General features: G+C 60.1%; 12 protein-coding genes. 4 read left to right on the top strand and 8 right to left on the bottom strand.

Annotated features, from left to right (window positions below; genetic code table 11):
- Positions 1-104: 104 nt before the first annotated feature.
- The 5 genes from EN862_RS04660 to EN862_RS04640 all read right to left on the bottom strand — a co-directional run bounded on the left by EN862_RS04660 (position 105) and on the right by EN862_RS04640 (position 6,695).
- Complete coding sequence (locus tag EN862_RS04660; RefSeq protein ID WP_127864648.1) at positions 105-632, bottom strand: hypothetical protein; 528 nt, start codon at positions 630-632, stop codon at positions 105-107.
- 311 nt (positions 633-943) lie between these two features.
- Positions 944-1,852: a formylglycine-generating enzyme family protein gene (locus EN862_RS04655; protein ID WP_127864647.1), complete on the bottom strand. Its 909-nt coding sequence runs from the start codon at positions 1,850-1,852 to the stop codon at positions 944-946.
- Positions 1,853-2,039: 187 nt separating this feature from the next.
- Positions 2,040-3,668 (bottom strand): arylsulfatase, encoded by a 1,629-nt coding sequence (locus EN862_RS04650; protein ID WP_127864646.1) that lies wholly within the window; start codon positions 3,666-3,668, stop codon positions 2,040-2,042.
- Between the two features lie 280 nt (positions 3,669-3,948).
- Positions 3,949-5,457, bottom strand: a complete 1,509-nt coding sequence (locus EN862_RS04645) for an arylsulfatase (protein ID WP_127864645.1) — start codon at positions 5,455-5,457, stop codon at positions 3,949-3,951.
- Positions 5,458-5,903: 446 nt separating this feature from the next.
- A complete protein-coding gene (locus EN862_RS04640) occupies positions 5,904-6,695 on the bottom strand; it encodes a hypothetical protein (protein WP_135890486.1) in 792 nt (263 codons plus the stop codon).
- Positions 6,696-6,919: 224 nt separating this feature from the next.
- Here EN862_RS04640 and EN862_RS04635 point away from each other — a divergent pair, with 224 nt between their 5' ends.
- From EN862_RS04635 to EN862_RS04620, 4 genes are all read left to right on the top strand, one after another.
- A complete protein-coding gene (locus EN862_RS04635) occupies positions 6,920-7,894 on the top strand; it encodes a helix-turn-helix domain-containing protein (RefSeq protein ID WP_127864643.1) in 975 nt (324 codons plus the stop codon).
- Between the two features lie 243 nt (positions 7,895-8,137).
- Positions 8,138-8,407: a hypothetical protein gene (locus EN862_RS04630; protein ID WP_245519546.1), complete on the top strand. Its 270-nt coding sequence runs from the start codon at positions 8,138-8,140 to the stop codon at positions 8,405-8,407.
- Positions 8,408-8,672: 265 nt separating this feature from the next.
- Positions 8,673-10,895: a mechanosensitive ion channel family protein gene (locus tag EN862_RS04625; protein ID WP_127864641.1), complete on the top strand. Its 2,223-nt coding sequence runs from the start codon at positions 8,673-8,675 to the stop codon at positions 10,893-10,895.
- Between the two features lie 149 nt (positions 10,896-11,044).
- The gene (locus EN862_RS04620) at positions 11,045-12,490 is read left to right on the top strand and encodes an adenylate/guanylate cyclase domain-containing protein (protein ID WP_127864640.1); all 1,446 of its coding nucleotides are present in this window, start codon (positions 11,045-11,047) and stop codon (positions 12,488-12,490) included.
- A 35-nt stretch (positions 12,491-12,525) separates the two neighbouring features.
- Here EN862_RS04620 and EN862_RS04615 read toward each other — a convergent pair whose 3' ends face one another.
- Genes EN862_RS04615 through EN862_RS04605 form a run of 3 tightly spaced genes read right to left on the bottom strand, consistent with a single transcriptional unit; the run spans position 12,526 to position 17,155 of the window.
- Entirely contained in the window at positions 12,526-13,596 is a 1,071-nt protein-coding gene (locus tag EN862_RS04615) for an adenylate/guanylate cyclase domain-containing protein (RefSeq protein WP_127864639.1), read from the bottom strand.
- 3 nt (positions 13,597-13,599) lie between these two features.
- Complete coding sequence (locus EN862_RS04610) at positions 13,600-14,094, bottom strand: Rab family GTPase (protein ID WP_127864638.1); 495 nt, start codon at positions 14,092-14,094, stop codon at positions 13,600-13,602.
- Positions 14,095-14,107: 13 nt separating this feature from the next.
- Positions 14,108-17,155, bottom strand: coding sequence for an OmpA family protein (locus EN862_RS04605; RefSeq protein WP_127864637.1), 3,048 nt, complete (start codon positions 17,153-17,155; stop codon positions 14,108-14,110).
- Between the last annotated feature and the right edge of the window lie 6 nt (positions 17,156-17,161).

Genomic DNA, 17,161 nt, shown 5'->3' with positions numbered 1-17,161 from the left:
ACAATTGCCCGCGCCTCGTGTGGAATGCACGGATGATGCATAAGTCGCGACTTATTCGCGAGGTCACGAACACGGCAACCCGCTCTTCAATTTTTTCCGCTCGATCAATGCTTGAGGCATTTGCGACCGACCGCCATTGCCTTGAAAGTCCCCTTCAGGTCGACGACGAAGGCTCCTTTAGTCTTCGGAAAAACGGTCATTTTGTATTTCTTCGCCACGTCGCGCTTAAACTTCGGATCGTCGGTCAAGATATAGCCGCCAGAATATCCGCCCTTGAGTTCGCCGCTCGAGCTAGTGGCCACACCCTTGTAGAGGTGGCCATCCAAGGAGACGAAGATGTCCGACTTGGTCCCGTTCTGAAGGCCGATATCCACCTTCGTGAACACGCCAAGATACCCGACATCCTGATTTGCGGTAACGCCCATTTGGACCGCACTTGGGCCATCTTGGCGCACGAGCAAGCAATCTCCACGGGTTTGATTTGCATAAATCGTCCAGCCCTCGACGTCATCTCCGTATCGGACAAGCACATCGCTGGCTTTGGGAAGGGGATTCTCTGTTTGTGCGTAGGCTGCCGTTGCAGACGAAAGTGCTACTGACATTGCCATGATAAGTGTCATGGAGTTTCGCATAGTTTTTCCCCTCATGTTAGAAGTTCCGGAACATCAACAGTGACGTTCGGTTCACCGGCGCCTTCCTGGCGTACTCGGCTTCCGATCGTCCCCTCTTTGTTTAACATATTAGTAAGAGCTAATTCCCCTTGACTGAGGTCGCAACAGGCTACGGCAGAGGTCGCAAACCGCCGCGCATGCAGCTCGTATAAGCAGAAGCAGCGCCGATGTAGTTCACTTAACTCGCCCACGCATTGACCCGAACCCCACTGTGATGTCTCTCTACTCTGTTTCGCACTTCTCCGCGCGATAGCGCTTGCCGAGCGGGTCCATCAGGCTGGACGCACGATGCAGCGGAAGCCGAGGTGACAGGTTGACGTATCGACCGGCTGCGCCATGCGGGCAGCCGGGCGGTAGCGCCGGCAGTAATTAGGTGCGCAGAGGAATGAACCACCCTTGGTGACCTTGCGCGGAATCCGAATGTCGGGTGTCAGCGGATCGTAGCTCTCCTCCCGCTCGCCGCCGCGTGGGTTCTCCATCGTACAACATGGGCTCTCGATGCGGCGATGCTCTTGGTACCAGTCGACAGTCCACTGCCAGACATTGCCGGCCATGTCATAAAGTCCATAGCCGTTTGCCGGGAAGGAGCCGACCGGCGCGGTCCATTCGTAGCCGTCCTCACAGTCGTTGCGATGGGGAAACTCGCCCTGATAGGTGTTGGCCATATGCTGGCCACCTGGGGTCAGTTCGTCGCCCCATACGAAGTCGGCGCCGTCCAGCCCGCCACGCGCGGCGAACTCCCACTCGGCCTCGGTCGGCAGCGCCTTCCCTGCCCAGCTCGCATAAGCTTCCGCGTCCTCGTAGGCGATGTGCACGACAGGATGGGTGTCGAGCTTCTTTATGCTGCTGGCAGGCCCGCGCGGATGCCGCCAGTTGGCGCCACGCACATAGGCCCACCAGTTGTAGTGGTTGCGCATGTCCACCGGACCGGACGGCTTCTTGAAGATGGTCGAGGACGGTGCCAGCATTTCCGGGTTGGCGCCCGGGTAGTCGACAGGGTTGGCGGCCCTCTCGGCCAAGGTCACGTAGCCAGTTTCCGCGACGAAGCGGCCGAAGTCCCGGTTCGTAACGGTGCACGGGTCGATCCAGAAACCGCCGACGCGGGCTCGGTGTGCGGGCGCTTCCTCAGGATAGTGCCGGTCCGAACCCATCAAGAACTCGCCACCGGGAATCCAGACCATGTTTGAAAACGGCGCCTCGCCCCGCGTGGGTGAAGGTTCATGTTCCACGGGGAGCTGAGTTCCGCCATCCATAACTTTCATTGGACGCACCCTCCACGGCGCTTTCAGTGGCTCTTCATATCCACGAGAGTCCAGCCTTTGGTCTGGCTGCCGCGCCCGGTCCGGCCGGGCGCGACCGAAGTTCGCATCAGTTCGCGCCTGTACCGGCGGATCCGGCCGTCAGGCTCGCAAGAACCTGGTCGATCGAGAAGCTGCCTGGCTTCTGTCGCGGTGGGAATTCCTTGAACGTGGCAAGGAATTTGCCGACATATTGTTGTGCCGGCACCAGCAGGAACACATGTTCGACGCGCCAGCGGTCATAGTCCATGCCTTCGTGATCGGCCGTTTCGAACGGGTCGGAGCGCAGGTTGAACAGCTTCGGCAGGCGCAGCGGCACAAACGGCTCCTCCCAGACTTCGAACCCTTCGCCGCGCTGCTCCGCAAAGACCAGCTTCCACTGGTCGTAGCGTAAGGCTACCAGCGACCCGTCGTCGTTGAAGTAGAAGAACTCATGACGGGGGTCCGGCCCCTTGCCGGCGAAGTAGTCCATCTGATTGTAGCCATCGAGGTGAACCTTGTAGGTCTTTTTGCCGACCTTGAGGCCGGCCTTCAGCTTCTCGCCGATGTCGGGCTCGCCAACCGCCGCCATCAAGGTCGGGATCCAGTCTTCGTGTGACACGATATCGTTGAGGATCGTGCCCGGCTTGACCACGCCCGGCCAGCGCACCATGGCAGGCACCCGGTAGCCGCCTTCCCAATTGGTATTCTTCTCACCGCGGAAAGGCGACTGGCCGCCGTCGGGCCAAGTGAACTTCTCGGCGCCGTTATCGGTTGAATACATGACGATTGTATTGTCGTCGAGGCCAAGCGCTTTGAGCTTTTCGAGAACCTGGCCGACCTGACCGTCATGCTCGACCATGCCGTCGGGATAGATGCCGAGACCTGTCTTACCTTCGCTTTCCTTCTTCAGCCGCGTCCAGATGTGCATCCGTGTGGAGTTCCACCACAGGAAGAACGGCTTGTTTGCATCCTTCGCCCGCTGCATGAAATCAAGCGCTTTCTCGGTGACCTCAGCATCGATCGTCTCCATGCGCTTCTTCGTCAGCGGTCCCGTGCTTTCGATCTTCTGGGTGCCATCCGGGTTCGCCCAGCAATGAATCACGCCGCGCGTCCCGTATTTCTTCTGCATCTCCGGGTCTTTGAAGTAGTCGGGATGCTCTGGCTCATCCTCGGCGTTCAAATGGTAGAGTGAGCCGAAGAACTCATCGAAACCGTGGGCGGTAGGCAGGTGCTCGTCGCGGTCGCCGAGATGGTTTTTGCCGAACTGGCCGGTCATGTAGCCCTGCGCCTTGAGCAGATCCGCAAGCGTCGGGTCTTCAGGCTGCAGCCCCTCCTTGGCGCCCGGCAGGCCGACCTTCAGCATACCAGTGCGGAAAGGCGTCTGACCGGTGATGAAGGCGGCGCGGCCGGCGGTGCAGCTCTGCTGGCCGTAGTAGTCCGTGAAGAGTGCGCCTTCTTTCGCGATACTGTCGATGTTGGGCGTCTTGTAGCCCATCATGCCCTGGTTGTAGGCGCTGATGTTCCACCAGCCGATGTCGTCGCCCCAGATGATGAGTATATTCGGCTTCTTCTGAGACTCGGCCGTGGCTGGCTCCGCCAGGCCCCACGCCATAGCCGATATGGTGAGAGCCGAGGCGGCGCCGAGCAGAACATCGCGACGCCTAATCGGTAGACCTGACAGACGCTCTCCGCCTCTGGCTTCCGGTTTCTTGTGCATGACAGTCCTCCCTTTTGTTGTGACTCTCGGGACCGCTCATAAACACGCAGTCCGGAGTCAGTCCCCACTCATGTTGATTTTCCGGCCTGTTGGACGCATCAGCCCCAAAATGCCGCGAGAGACCTGACGAAGCCCGGCGCCGACGATTCTGTTCTGGCCCCGGGATAGTCCGCGGCATTGCCGCGCGCTCGACCAGCGTGACATAGCCGGCGGCAGGGATCCAAACCATATCGCCACGCGACGGCGCCTCAATCGGCCCGTCCGCCCCCCGTTGAGGCGATCAGTCCCCAACATTGAACATCTCGGAAGCGTCAGGCAGCAAGGTCTCCGAGTGCAGCAGCATTTTCACGGCATCCACCATGATCAGCGGAGGGGCCATCTGAGATGCAAGTTCGACTATCCGAGCCTGAAGTTTCTTCAGCATCTCAGGATTTTGATCGGCCAAATTGGTCGTCTCTGACTTGTCCTTCGAAAGATCGAAGAGCTCGACTTTGGGCGGCAGCGCTGCCTTCCACACGACCTTCCAGTCGCCCTGACGAACGGCGCCGTCCATCGGTTCAATGTTGTAGACAATCTCGGTTCGGGGAGAAGGTTTACCTTCTGCGATTGTCGGCCACATGTCCATGCCGTCCAACGGCTTGCTCTTCGCCGGCTTCGCGCCGGCCACAGCCGCGAGTGTCGGAAGCATGTCAGTGACATGAACCATGCCATCAACAACACCGGGCTTGATGTGTCCCGGCCAGTTGAGAAGTGCCGCGACACGGGTGCCCCCTTCATACGTTGTACCCTTGCCCTCCCGATAGGGTCCATTGTCGGCGGGTAGCTTGCCCTTGACGGCGCTCTCGCCAGCGAAGTGCGCGTCGATCACGCCGCCATTGTCGCTCTGGAAAACGATCAATGTGTTCTCGCGCATGCCACGCTTCTCGAGGGCGGCGACGACCTTGCCGACCTCGTCGTCCACCAGCGAAACCATGGCTGCGTACTTCCGCCGGCTCTCGTCGGCGATGTGGCTGTAACGATCGATATATTCCTTGGGTGCCTGGAACGGGGTGTGGGGCGCCGTGAAGGCCAGATAAACAAACAACGGTTTCTTGCCGTCGTGCCGCTCGATCACGCGCACAGCCTCGGCGCCGAACAGGAGGTTGTCGAAGCCTTCCTCTTTGAGAGGCTTGTTGTTCCGGAACCAATCCATGGTTCCATTGGCCGCTTTATGCGTGAAATGATCAATCTCGCCGAGCAATGCGCCATAGAACGAATCAAAACCGCGCTGGCGCGGCCAGAATGCCGTCTTGGCCTGTCCGAGGTGCCATTTGCCGCTCATGGCAGTGGCATACCCTGCGTCCTTGAGCATCTGTGGCAACATATATTCGTCAAGGGCCACGCCATATGTGCCGCCTTGAGGAATGACGGCCGTTTGCATGCCATAACGAAATGGATAGCGGCCGGTCATCAGTGCGGAGCGCGTCGGCGTGCACATCGGCTGCGCGTAGAATTGCTCCAGCCGCACACCTTCGGCCGCTAGCTTGTCGATGTTGGGCGTCTTGATGTCCGAGCCATGATAGCCGACGTCCTTCCAGCCTTGATCATCCGTTATGATGTAGACGATGTTCGGCTGCGACGGCCCTGCCGCCGCAGCCTGGGCGCCGGCGAGCCCGGCGAGTGCGCCCGAAAGGCCGACGGGTGCGGCCAATCGCGAAACGGCGGCAGCCGTCCCGGCCATCAATGCATCCCGCCGGGTAATTTTGCTGGTTGTGCCGGCTTCAGCCGGAAAGTCGCGATCGTTGCTCATGTTACGCCCCTGCTCTGTTATTCACGCCGCTTCACTCAAACCCAAATCGCATCTGATTTTTCGACCCGCCCGCCAAGGCAGCCGCCGGCTACACAACAGAGGATTGCTTCAGGGGCACCCGATGCCCTCTGCGCACATCTCTGAAGTGGTTCAGCCTGCCCATGATCCCCACTCGCCGTTCGTCGGCGATATTCTTGCGCTGTTTGATCTCGCGCTATTCGGATTCCAGGTTATTCCTAGTACAACCGGGCCGCTATCCACTTTGCGCAAAGTTTTCTGGCGGCTGGGGCGCATCGCTGGCCATAGGGAGCGCCGCCCAGGGGGATGAGCCTGCCAGGCGGTTTCAACGTTCCGGATGCGGCCAAAAAGGTATTCGACGGCGCAGTTCCTCACTCTCGGCAGTCGCAAGCGCCGCCGGGAACCAGCCACTTCATGTCAATCCGCTATTATCCCGGATGGGCTGGCGAGAATTGATAGGTGAACCCCAGCAATGGACCCTGCTGGGTGAGTTTGTTCACGAAGCCGTCGTGGCTGTAATTGTCGTGTACGGCCCGATAGCCGACGAACATCGACATCTTGTCGTTGAACTGATACCCGGCGCCGCCCATCACGTCCCACATCGATTTGGATCCGGCGCCGAAGCCACCGACGAGGCCCCAGCCGGCGAGGTAGAATCCATTGCCGACATCAGCCTTGAACTTGGCGCCGATCACCGGATCGACCCATGTATCACCGTCGCTCGCCGAGCGGCCGTCCAGCGCACCGCCGTGGAAGTCGAAACTGTTGTCGACCGACCAGAGACGGGCTCCGGCGACAAGGTCGAAATTCGTCCCATCCTGATAGTAGACGCTGTAACCACCGAGCGCGGTGCCCATGAACGTGCTCACCGTCGCATCGATGTTGGAGGCGAGGATTCCTCTGGGGGTGCCTATGTTGGCGTCGAGCTTGGCGTACACAATGTCCGTGCTGATGGTGAAAGGCCCATTGCGAGCTTCCGTGAGCCCCATAAAGCCGAATTTGAGGTGGTGCAGCACGTCACTGAAGCTCACATCGACGTCCTGAGGCGGGAATCCAAAGAGGCCGCTTTCGCCCTTGATTCCAGATGCCCACAGATACGGCGCGACAGTAAAGGTCCAACCGTCGTCCTGTGGCTTGGCGATGTCTGCTGCAAAGGCATTGGCCACACCAAGTACCAATGCCCCGGCCGTTGCCAGGGCGGCCAAACGAAATTTCTTCATCATCGTCCCCCATTTGTCGTTTTTGCTGCCCGACTATCCCAAGCAGAGACTACTCTTCCACATTGGATGAACCCTCGCTTTGCGCTCCGTCAACTTGGCCACACGGCCTATCCCCACTAGGCCGTTGGTCGGCGACCTAAGTGCAAATTGATCTCGCGCAATTTGTGCTTAAGCTATATCTAATACAATCGTCCTGCTATCCAGTTTGCGCAAAAGGACGTGCCTTGACTGCCTGGCCATCATCGCCTTCGTACAGGGATGTACAACTTGACCCTGACGACCTCACCAGCGCCGCCTCTGGTCTGCCGGTGAAAATAGACAGGCTTTCGCCCGGCTACGTTCCCTCCCGCATCCGGCAAATCCAGTCTCCCGGCAAGTGGGCGCTCGACCTGCCAGAATTCAATTGCGCCTTCCGCGCCAATGGCGGTTTCGATTCAGGCTCCGTGGCGTTGGTGGCCATCGAGCGGGCCTGTGGGTCGGCGATATGCGGAATCCCGCTTGAAGACGACTTGATCCTCGCGATCCCTGCCGGCACGACCGTGACTGCAACGGTCCGGCCTGGCCTCACTTACGTTGTCGCCATTGTTCCGACCGCAACCTGGATGGAAATCCAGTCGGTTGCCGCGGGAACGGTCCTCGAACAGATCAGCGATCGCCCCTCGGCAGTACGGCTCCCCGCCCACGAAGCGCAAAGAATCCGACGCCTGATGAAGTCGATGGCGGACCACCTCGGGGCAATTGCAAGTGACTCCGTTCTGCCGGAGCAGCCTCCAGGTGCGTTCGTGGAATATCTAGGGATGGTGGCTGACGCCTTCGCGGGCGCAGACAATCGTGAGACCGGGACAACCGGTTCCACGAGTCGTCATTTGAGACAAGCGTCGGCGGCCGAGGATTTCATTCGCACTCATATCCAGGAAGACATACGCATCGTTCGACTGTGCAAGGAAATCGGCGTCAGCCGTCGACAGCTGGAGTACGCCTTCCGCACTACGTTCGCTGTGACCCCGCTCGAATTCATCAGAGCGCTCCGCCTCAACGAAGCCAGACGGCTCCTTACCACGGCACGTGCTGACGGCTTGAGCGTTACCGCGGTCGCTATGGATGTGGGGATCACCCATCTGGGCCGCTTCGCCGCGAATTATCGACTCTTCTTCGGTGAATCTCCCTACGAAACACTGCAGCGCGCCGGAAGATCGTGACTGGGCGCACCCTGCGCCGAGAAATGCTGGTCCCCATGCAAGCGGTTCGATGGAATTTGCGCAATCCGGATAGAAGCCAAAATCGAGAATTAGTATATTCTAAAATACTGGCCGTAGGGTCGGCAGCGGAGGCTGCGTAGGCCGGAAACAAAAACACACGGAGCGGTGAGCTCTTGGGAGGATGCAAAAATGACAAGACCTAGCTCGAGATTGACCGGCGCTGCAGGAATCGTCGCCGCCCTGATGTTTGCTGGGCTGGTGGACACGGTTGGCCCGTTCGGCCCCTTTGTCAGCGACGCGCAGGCGAGAGTCGGCCGTCCGCTCACGCCTGGCAGCGTCGCAGGTGTCGCGAGGCGCACCACGCGTCGAACGATCCGCCGCTCGACCATTTACGTGGCCAGGCTCCCGGCGGCATGTGTGAAAACCTCGGTCAACGGCACCGTGCTTTGGTACTGCGGCGGCACATATTATCAGGCCTACAGCGGACGCTACGTCGTCGTCCACGTAAATTGAGTGGGAGTGGACCTCATCCCTTGATGAACATGGTGGATCACATCCAAGAGGGCGGAAAACTTTGAGAGGCGCTTCGATCGCGCGCCCTGGGACGGCGACGTCTTGCACCGCAATGTCGGTTTCTTCAAGGTAGGGCAACGATGGACGTAGATGTCCTTGCTTACCGATTTGACCGGAAGGTTGCAGCACGATGCCACTCATGATTCGACGATTGGGAGACAGGAAACCAGCGCACCTGGCAAGACGTCTCGGAGATTTGACGGCGATGTTGGTCATGATTGCCCGTCCGCTCGTCTTTGCGGTGGTCGCCCTCTTGTTGGCCGGTCCGGCACAGGCGCAGGCGCCGGCGACCGTCCCGCCCGAAAAGGTCAAACAGCTGTTCGATCTTCTCGACGATCCATCAGTGAAGGCCTGGGTGGCCGAACAACGAAAGCAGGATGCCGGTTCAACGGCAGCCCCTGCCGCGGCAGGAGCTTCACCGGCCGGCGCATCGTCCGACGCCGCGGCCGCGCCAGGCCGGATGAATACGATGGCATCCTCGATGCTCGATCGGATCAAGCATCATATCGAAAGAATCGTGCGGACCTTGCCCTCACTGCCAGGCCAGTTCGCGCGCATTCGGACCGAGACCATGGAGGATATGTCCGGCAAGAGGCCCGCCGGCGTGCTTTTTCTGGTCGCGATTTTTATCGCTGCCGGCCTGGCGCTCACTTGGGCAACGTACAAGCTCACCCGTCCGTTTCGTCTTTGGATCATTGCACAATCGAAAGATACGCCCATCGGGCGGGCCAGGAAGATTGGTGGCCGCACGCTTTACTCCAGCCTGCTGATCGTCTCGTTCGCGCTGGGCAGCGCCGGCGCGTTCATCTTGTTCGACTGGCCAATGCTTATCCGCGAGATCGTGCTGACCTTTCTGATGGCTGCGGTCGCCACAGCGGCGGTGCGCATGTACCTCGCAGCCCTGCTCGTCCCCTCCTTCATGCAGGTCGAAAACTCGGTCGAGGTTCGCGCTTTGCCGGTCACCAACGAAACGGCCGACCATTGGTTCTATTGGGTACCCAGGATCTTCGGCGTCTTCGCCTTCTTCGCCGCCGCGTTCATCCTCCTGCCGGGTCTCGGCATCGATCAGGACGGAATGTTGGTGCTGTCGGTAGGTGCCGATTTCGTACTGCTGCTGCTCTTTCTGATTGCCGTTTGGCGTAGGCCAAGAACACAGCGGAACGATGGGCACGGTCACACCGCAGCGACATGGTCTTTGACTGCTTACTTCGTCGGCCTGTTCCTGCTGCGCATCGCAGGCCTTCCCATATTGTTCTGGTTTACCTTCGCCGCATTCTTCCTGCCTTTGGCAATCGTGCTGACGCAGCGCGGGGTCAATTTCGTCCTGCGGCCGGGTTCGGAAGAGTCTGGCCGGCCTACGATCCCTGCGGTGACGATCGCTGTCATCGATCGCGCAGTCCGGATGATCTTGATCCTGGCGGCGGCTTACCTTCTTGCGCGTGCCTGGGGTCTGGACATGCAGTCGATGCAGGACAGCAACACGACGACCACGCTCATATTGCGCGGCTTGATCAATGTCGTGGTCATTGCTCTTGCCGCCGATTTCGGCTGGTCGATCATCAAAGCCTTGATCGAGAGAAAGCTGGGCATCGACACGCAGCACGCGGAGATCAGCGACGAGGAGATGCCGGTCGTCGATCCGCAGCAGGCGCGGCTGCACACGCTCTTGCCGATCATCCAAAACATTCTGCTGGCGGTGATCGTCGTCATGGCGGTGCTGATGATGCTCGCATCGGTCGGTATTCAGATCGGCCCGCTGATCGCCGGCGCTGGCGTCGTTGGTGTTGCTGTGGGATTTGGGGCGCAGACCCTGGTCAAGGACGTCATTTCGGGCGTGTTTTTTCTGCTCGATGATGCGTTTCGTGTTGGCGAATACATTACAGCCGGCCGTTATGTGGGAACGGTGGAGAGCTTTTCGCTGCGCTCAGTGAAGCTGCGCCACCATCGTGGCTCGCTGTTCACAATACCTTTCGGTGAACTCGGGGCAGTCCAGAACCAGAGCCGTGACTGGGTCACCGACAAATTCAACATCACCGTCGGCTATGACACCGACATCGACTTCGCTCGCAAGCTGATCAAGCGAATAGGCCTCGAACTGGCGGAGGATCCCGAATTCAAACCCTGGGTGCTTTCACCGATCAAGATGCAGGGCGTACAGGAATTCGGCGAGTACGGCATCGTCTTGAGGGTCAAGGTCACAACCAGACCGGGAGGCGCCTTCGGCATGAAACGCAAATTCTATGTACGCGTCCGCCAGGTCTTCAAGGAGCAGGGCATCGAACTGCCATTCCCGACCGTTCACGTCGAGGGGCTGCAGAGCCCACATGGGGCAGAGAATGCGCCTTTGGAGATCACACCCGAGTTGAAACTCGCCGTCGCGCAGTCGCACACCAACCGGCGCAGGAAAAAAGCCAGCACGACGGAGTAGGAAAGCTCCACCAGGAGATAGATCAGGCTGGCGGTTCGACGAAACGTTATGCTGATCCAGGCCGACTGTCATACAACCAAGGAAGTCAACCCATTCGCATCGCGCTGGTTTTTTAGTAGGCTGTCGCGAGGCAAGGCTGAGGATCGGGCGTGACGGTAGTCGACGATCGTCTTCTCGAAAGCAAGATGACCAAGGTGGAGCAGGCGCGCGCCTGGAGCCCGCGCGTCATCTCGAAATTCGAGACATTGATCAGGAGCGCCGACGACCACTCGCTCTATCGTGTCAATCCGCTGGCCTTTGCCCGCGACCGCGCAATCGCCGAGCCTGAAGCAATCGACCTCTTCCTTCACGCCGCCCGCTGCGGCTTGTTCGACATGAGCTGGGATGTGCTCTGTCCCCAGTCCGGGATGGTGCTCGACAGTTTCGGTGCCCTGCGCACGCTGAAGACCCACTACGTCTGTGGCCTGTGCGACGTGTCGGGCGACACCGACCTCGACGATTTCATCGAGGTCACCTTCTCGATATCCCCGAAGCTGCGGCGCCTGCCGCACCATGATCCCGAGACGCTGCCTGTCGAGGATTTTCACTGGAAGCTGCACTTCGGACATGACGGGCGATTACCCGGGCAAGACGTTCGCTTTGTTGACGTTCTGCGCGGCTTCGTTCGGGGCATGACGTTTCTGCCGCCCGGGACCACCACAGTGCTCCGCGCCGACCTGGGACCGGGCGCCCTTGCGGGCGTCAACGTGCAGACGCAGGCCGCATTCACTGTGCCGATATCAGGCGATCCGGTGCTGGCGCCGACGCTTCTGAAGATCGACTATGACGGCAAACGCTTCTTGCCGGCGTTGCCCGCCGTGCCGCCTGGTCCGATTGTCATTGAGGTGGCGAACAGGGGGCCGGTGCGAGGTTCATTGCTTGCCATCAACTGGCCGCCCGAGCTTGTCGCGCTGACCACCAAGCCGGCGCTTGATTTCGACCCTTATGTCTCCGGCGGAGCGCTGCTTGCGCGGCAAACCTTCCGCCAGCTCTTCCGGTCCGAACGTGTCGACGAGAAGGAGGGGCTCGGCATCCGGCAGGTCACCTTCCTGTTCACCGACCTCAAGGGTTCGACCGCCATGTATGAGCGCCTGGGTGACCTCAACGCCTATGCATTGGTCCGCGAGCATTTTGCTCTGGTCAACGCGGCGGTTCAGCAACATTCCGGAGCGGTGGTCAAGACGATTGGGGATGCGGTGATGGCTGCGTTTTCGCAGCCGTCGGATGCGATTTCGGCTGCACTCCACATCTTTGAAGAAATCGATCGTTTCAACAGCGACCATGACGGCCCGGGGATCATCCTCAAGATCGGTGCCCACTGTGGACCGTCGATCGCCGTGACGCTCAACGACAACCTCGACTATTTCGGCCAGACCGTGAATGTGGCCGCGCGCGTGCAGTCCTTGGCGGAAGCCGGACAGGTCTGCATTTCCGAGGCGCTCCATTCCGCGCCCGGGGTCAGCGACATGCTCGCCGGCCATCATGTCGTGGCCTTTGACGCGCCTCTTCGAGGCGTGGAAGGTGATGCTACCGTCTATCGCATTATGCGGGGATAGAAGCGATTTGGATTGCGCCCTCGAAGCACGGCAAATCAGCCGCGGAGCCGCCACATTCGCACACGACCCGTACCACGCAATTCCGTTTCTCCGAGCGGGTCGCAGGCAAAATCCGGTCCGAGCAATTCGTGGGTTGCATCCGAAATACGGATTTCATCGGGCTCCGCGGCCTTTTGAATGCGCGCGGCGAGATTGACGGTGTCGCCCCACAGGTCATAGACAAACCGCCTTTTGCCGATGACGCCAGCGACGATTGGCCCTGAGTGAATTCCAATTCTAAGGCTTAGCGGTTCTCCTGCGAAGCGCTCGCGCCTGGCCGCCTCCCGCAGCTCAAGCGCATAATGCGCAAGGGCTTGCGCATGATCGGATCGCGCGACGGGCAGGCCAGCGACCGCCATGACGCAATCGCCGATGGTCTTGATCTTTTCGCAGCCGTGTTGTTCCGAGAGCAGATCCGCCGCCCTGAAGAAGTAATTCAAGATAGCGAGCGTCGTCGTGGCTCCGACATTCCGCGCTCTTTCCGTAAAACCGACGATGTCGGCAAAAAGCACACTGACCTCGGCGTGGCTGTCCGCAATTTGCTCGTCCGCCTTCAGCCGCTCCGCGATTGAGGCCGGAAGAATGTTGAGGAGCAGGGATTCGGCGCGCCGGTACTCGCGCGACAAACCCTCCTGGCTCTCCCTCAATGCCTCGTTCGTCGATTGCAGCTTCGCATTGAGTTGACGCTCCCTCTCCTGCAGGAGCGTCATTTCATATGCCTTCTGCTGAAGCCGCTGCTGGTGGTCGCGTTCGGGCGTGGCGTCGAGAAAGACCAGCCACACCGAGTCGCCATCGCCAAAGAAGTGAAGGTCCGCGACATGCCCGCCGGGCAGTTCCATCATCGGCATATGAAATGGAAGCTCGGGGCAAGGCAGCAGCCCTTCCATGAATTCAAGCTGCTCGGCAATGGGCTCGCCGATGCGAAGCGACGAGAGCCCGTAAAAATCGAGATTGCCGCCCTTGGCTTCTATGCATTGCCGGGTGTCGATCTTCAGATACGCTGCGAAGCGCTCATTCGAGAAGAAGTCGTATATCCAGCCTCTGACTTCTTTCGGCAAACTGGACATGGTCTACTTGGCGACCATCGAAGCAAGCTGACGAAACGCATCGTCGACATGTTCGCCCGAAAGCGCGCTCGTCAGATAGATCTGCCATCCACGTTGCTTGAGTTCGTCGATCTCACCATCCGATATTGCCCACCGATCGGTCAGATCGGATTTGTTGAACAGCAGTATGAAGGGCATGGCGCCGAATTCGGCCTCGCATCGTTCGCGCAGCGTGAGCGCCACGGCAAGAGTGGCTGGCCGGGTTCCATCGACGACGAGCACGAGCCCGGTCGCGCCTCGCACATAGCTGACGCGGAACGAGCCGATATCGTCTTCGCCGGCCAGATCCCACAAGATCAGGTCCACGGTCTTGTCCGGAAACACGACGCTTTTCTTGTCGATCTTGACGCCGACCGTGGTCAGGTAGTTTTCCGAGAAGATGCTTTGGACAAACCTGCGCACCAGGCTCGTCTTGCCGACGGCGAACCCGCCCAACATGCAGATCTTTTTTTGCAGCATCCTGGGCTCCGCGCTACTCCAGGTTCACCGTAACCGAAACCCGGCGATTGGTGGAGTTCCCAGTTGGGCTATTTTCATTTTCGGGCACCGCCGGCTCGAAGGTGCCGGCGCCCCGAACCTGCAGCAGTTCCGGAGCGACGCCGCGCTTGTTGAGAAGCGCGCGAACTGTCTCGGCGCGGGCGGCGCTGATCGACGCGTTGGCCGTCTCACGGCCCGTTATGTCCGAATGGCCGGTCAGCATGAACCGCGCTGTCACGCCTGCCTTGCGGGCATTTTCGGCGAATTCCTTCAACTGATCAGCCAATCTGTCGAGCACCGGCGTCTGCTCCGGTCCCGGAACAACTCGACCGGAAGAGAAGTAAATATCGGTCGTCTGGATGGCCTCTCTCAACTGATTAAGCTCTGCAAGGTTCAGCTCGCTCAGCTGCGAGACATCCAGAACCACTCCGTCCGCCGAAAGTTGGTCGGCGGCGGCCTGCGCCCGGCTGATCCAGCCGGCAGGTGCCTCGCCCACGATGACGATGCGACCCTGGACGATCGAAAGCCGAACCGATTTCGGCGGGGACAGCGACGCCGTCAGCCGCTTCACCACGAACTTCGGATCAAGGCTCTGATAGAATTGCCACTGTGAATGAACGCGGGCAGGATCGACCTGTGTTCCGGACAGCAGAGCTTGCGGGTCGGCGGCAAGAGGATCCCTCAGACCGGAAATGTAGAACTGTCCGCCCCTCGCCGATTGCTGAGCGACGATGATTCCCGGTTGGGCCTCAAGTCGCGACACATAATACTGCCAATGCTCCGCCGCGCGTGCATCGGGGCTCACATCACGAACCTTGGAGATGTCGAACTCCGGCCCGCCTTCAGAAAGCTGTCTTGCCGCTGCGCGCGCCCGATCTATCCAGGTGTCGGGAGCCTCACCTTCGGCGACGATGCGGCCATTGACGATCGAGAGTCGCACTTTATCCATCGGATACAGTGACGCCGTCAGCCGCTTCAACACGAACGCCGGCTCGAGGCTCTGATAGAATTGCCAGCTTGCATGAACGCGCGCGGGATCGACCTGCGTTCCGGACAGCAGCGACTGCGGGTCGACGGCAAGCGGGTCTCTCAGTCCAGTAATATAGAACTGGCCATCGCGCACATTCTGTTGGGCGACGATGATGCCCGGCTGCGTCTCCAGTCGCGACACGTAGGCCTGCCAGCGCTCCTCGGGGCTGACATCACGGACCCCTGAGATGTCGAAGACCGGGCCGCCGGCTGAAAGCTGCTGGGCAGCCGCCCGCGCCCGGTTGATCCAGGCGGTGGTAGCCTCGCCTGCGGCAACGATGCGATCATTGACGACTGAAAGCCGCACCGAATCCGGTGGCGTGAGCGACGCCGTCAGCCGCTTCAGCACGAACTGCGGCTCAAGGCTCTGGTAGAATTGCCAGCTTGCATGCACACGTGCGGGATCGACCTGCGTTTCGGCCAACAGCGACTGCGGGTCGGCGGCAAGCGGGTCTCTCAGGCCGGTAATATAGAATTGGCCGTCGCGCACATTCTGATCGGCGACGATGATGCCAGGCTGGGTCTGCAGTCGTGACACATAGGCCTGCCAGCGGTCCTCGGCGCTCACATCGCGGACCCGGGAGATGTCGAAGACCGGGCCGCCTGCCGAAAGCTGCTGGGCAGCGGCCCGCGCCCGGTTGATCCACGTCGTTGTCGCCTCACCCTCGGCGACGATGCGACCATCGACGACCGAGAGTCGTACCGAATCCGGAGGCGCCAACGACGCCGACAGCCGCTTCAGCACGAACTGCGGCTCGAAGCTCTGATAGAACTGCCAGTTTGAATGAACGCGGGCGGGATCGACGTCCGTTCCCGGCAGCAGAGACTGCGGGTCCGCGGCGAGCGGGTCTCTCAGGCCGGCGACATAGAAGTCGCCGCCACGGATTTTTTGGTCCGAAACGACGATGCCCGGCTGGGCTGCCAGCCGCGACAGGTAGGCCTGCCAGCGGTGTGCGGATTGCCAGGACAGAAAGTACCAGCCGCCCGCCACGATCAAAGCCAGCAGGACCGCCGTCACCACCAGCCACGGAAATCCCTCTTTCGAATCCATGTGCTGCAGCTCGACGCAGGTCTGCAACTGCGTCTCCACGCCGGGCAACTGGGAACTGTCGCCGTCGAACCGCTCCAGGGCCCGCGAGGATTCTTGATGGATGCGAAGCAGTACGTCGCGGATGACTTCATGCAGTTCCTCCGGAGGATTTCCCCGGATCACCGCAACCAGGGTCGCAAACTGTCCGACTTCCGACCAGAGGCGAAGTTCCCCGAACCGGATGGTGTCGAGGCCGCTATTTTCCTTCTCTTTGAAAGAGTCCTTCACAAAGTCCTGGATGGCGCTCAGCATCGAGGAAATCAGTTGAGGATCTTCGCTGGTTGCGTCTTGGGAAGTTACATGCGCAATCAGGAGCCCGGAAGCGCGACTGATGAGAAAGACATGTTCCACGCGATAGATAAGAGAATGCTTGAGAACAACTGCCGAGAAGCTTGTCCCCGTCCGCCAGGCTTCAAACCTCCACTTCAACCCATGCCATGTGAATATATGCCTTAGAGACTCATTCAATGACTGGAAGGTCTGGTCGATCTTTTCGCCAATCGACTTGCGAATGGCCGGCAGAAACACCGGATACAATATATCCGTCAGCGTGTTCGGGTTCTTTTGGATGGACCGCTGCGCGGCCCTCTCGACCGCCGGGGCAAGGGCCTCGCCGAGTTGCGTATGCGACGCGCGCGCGGTTGCCTCGGGCAGAACGTTGCCCACCGCGGTGGCAAGCTGCTCGGGTTCGTCGAGCAGGTGCGTAACGCGTGACAGCTCCGAGATCTCGCCGCCGACGAGCAGTTGGCGGAGCCTTTCCAGCCGATGGTCGGCGGCTGGAACGCCTTCGTAAAGGGCATGGTTGTCCGGATCGACGTTCCGGGCAATTTCCACCAAAAGGCGGGCCAAAGCCTCGCGATCAATACCGGTATCGTTCGAAGCTTGTCTTTGAGATAGGCTGATTGGTTCGACGCTCGACGTCAAGTTCCG

The organism is Mesorhizobium sp. M2E.F.Ca.ET.219.01.1.1 (genome assembly GCF_004016445.2).
Classification (GTDB): domain Bacteria; phylum Pseudomonadota; class Alphaproteobacteria; order Rhizobiales; family Rhizobiaceae; genus Mesorhizobium.
Note: the sequence above shows the minus strand (reverse complement) of the source record. Positions and strands in the feature narration are given on the sequence as shown.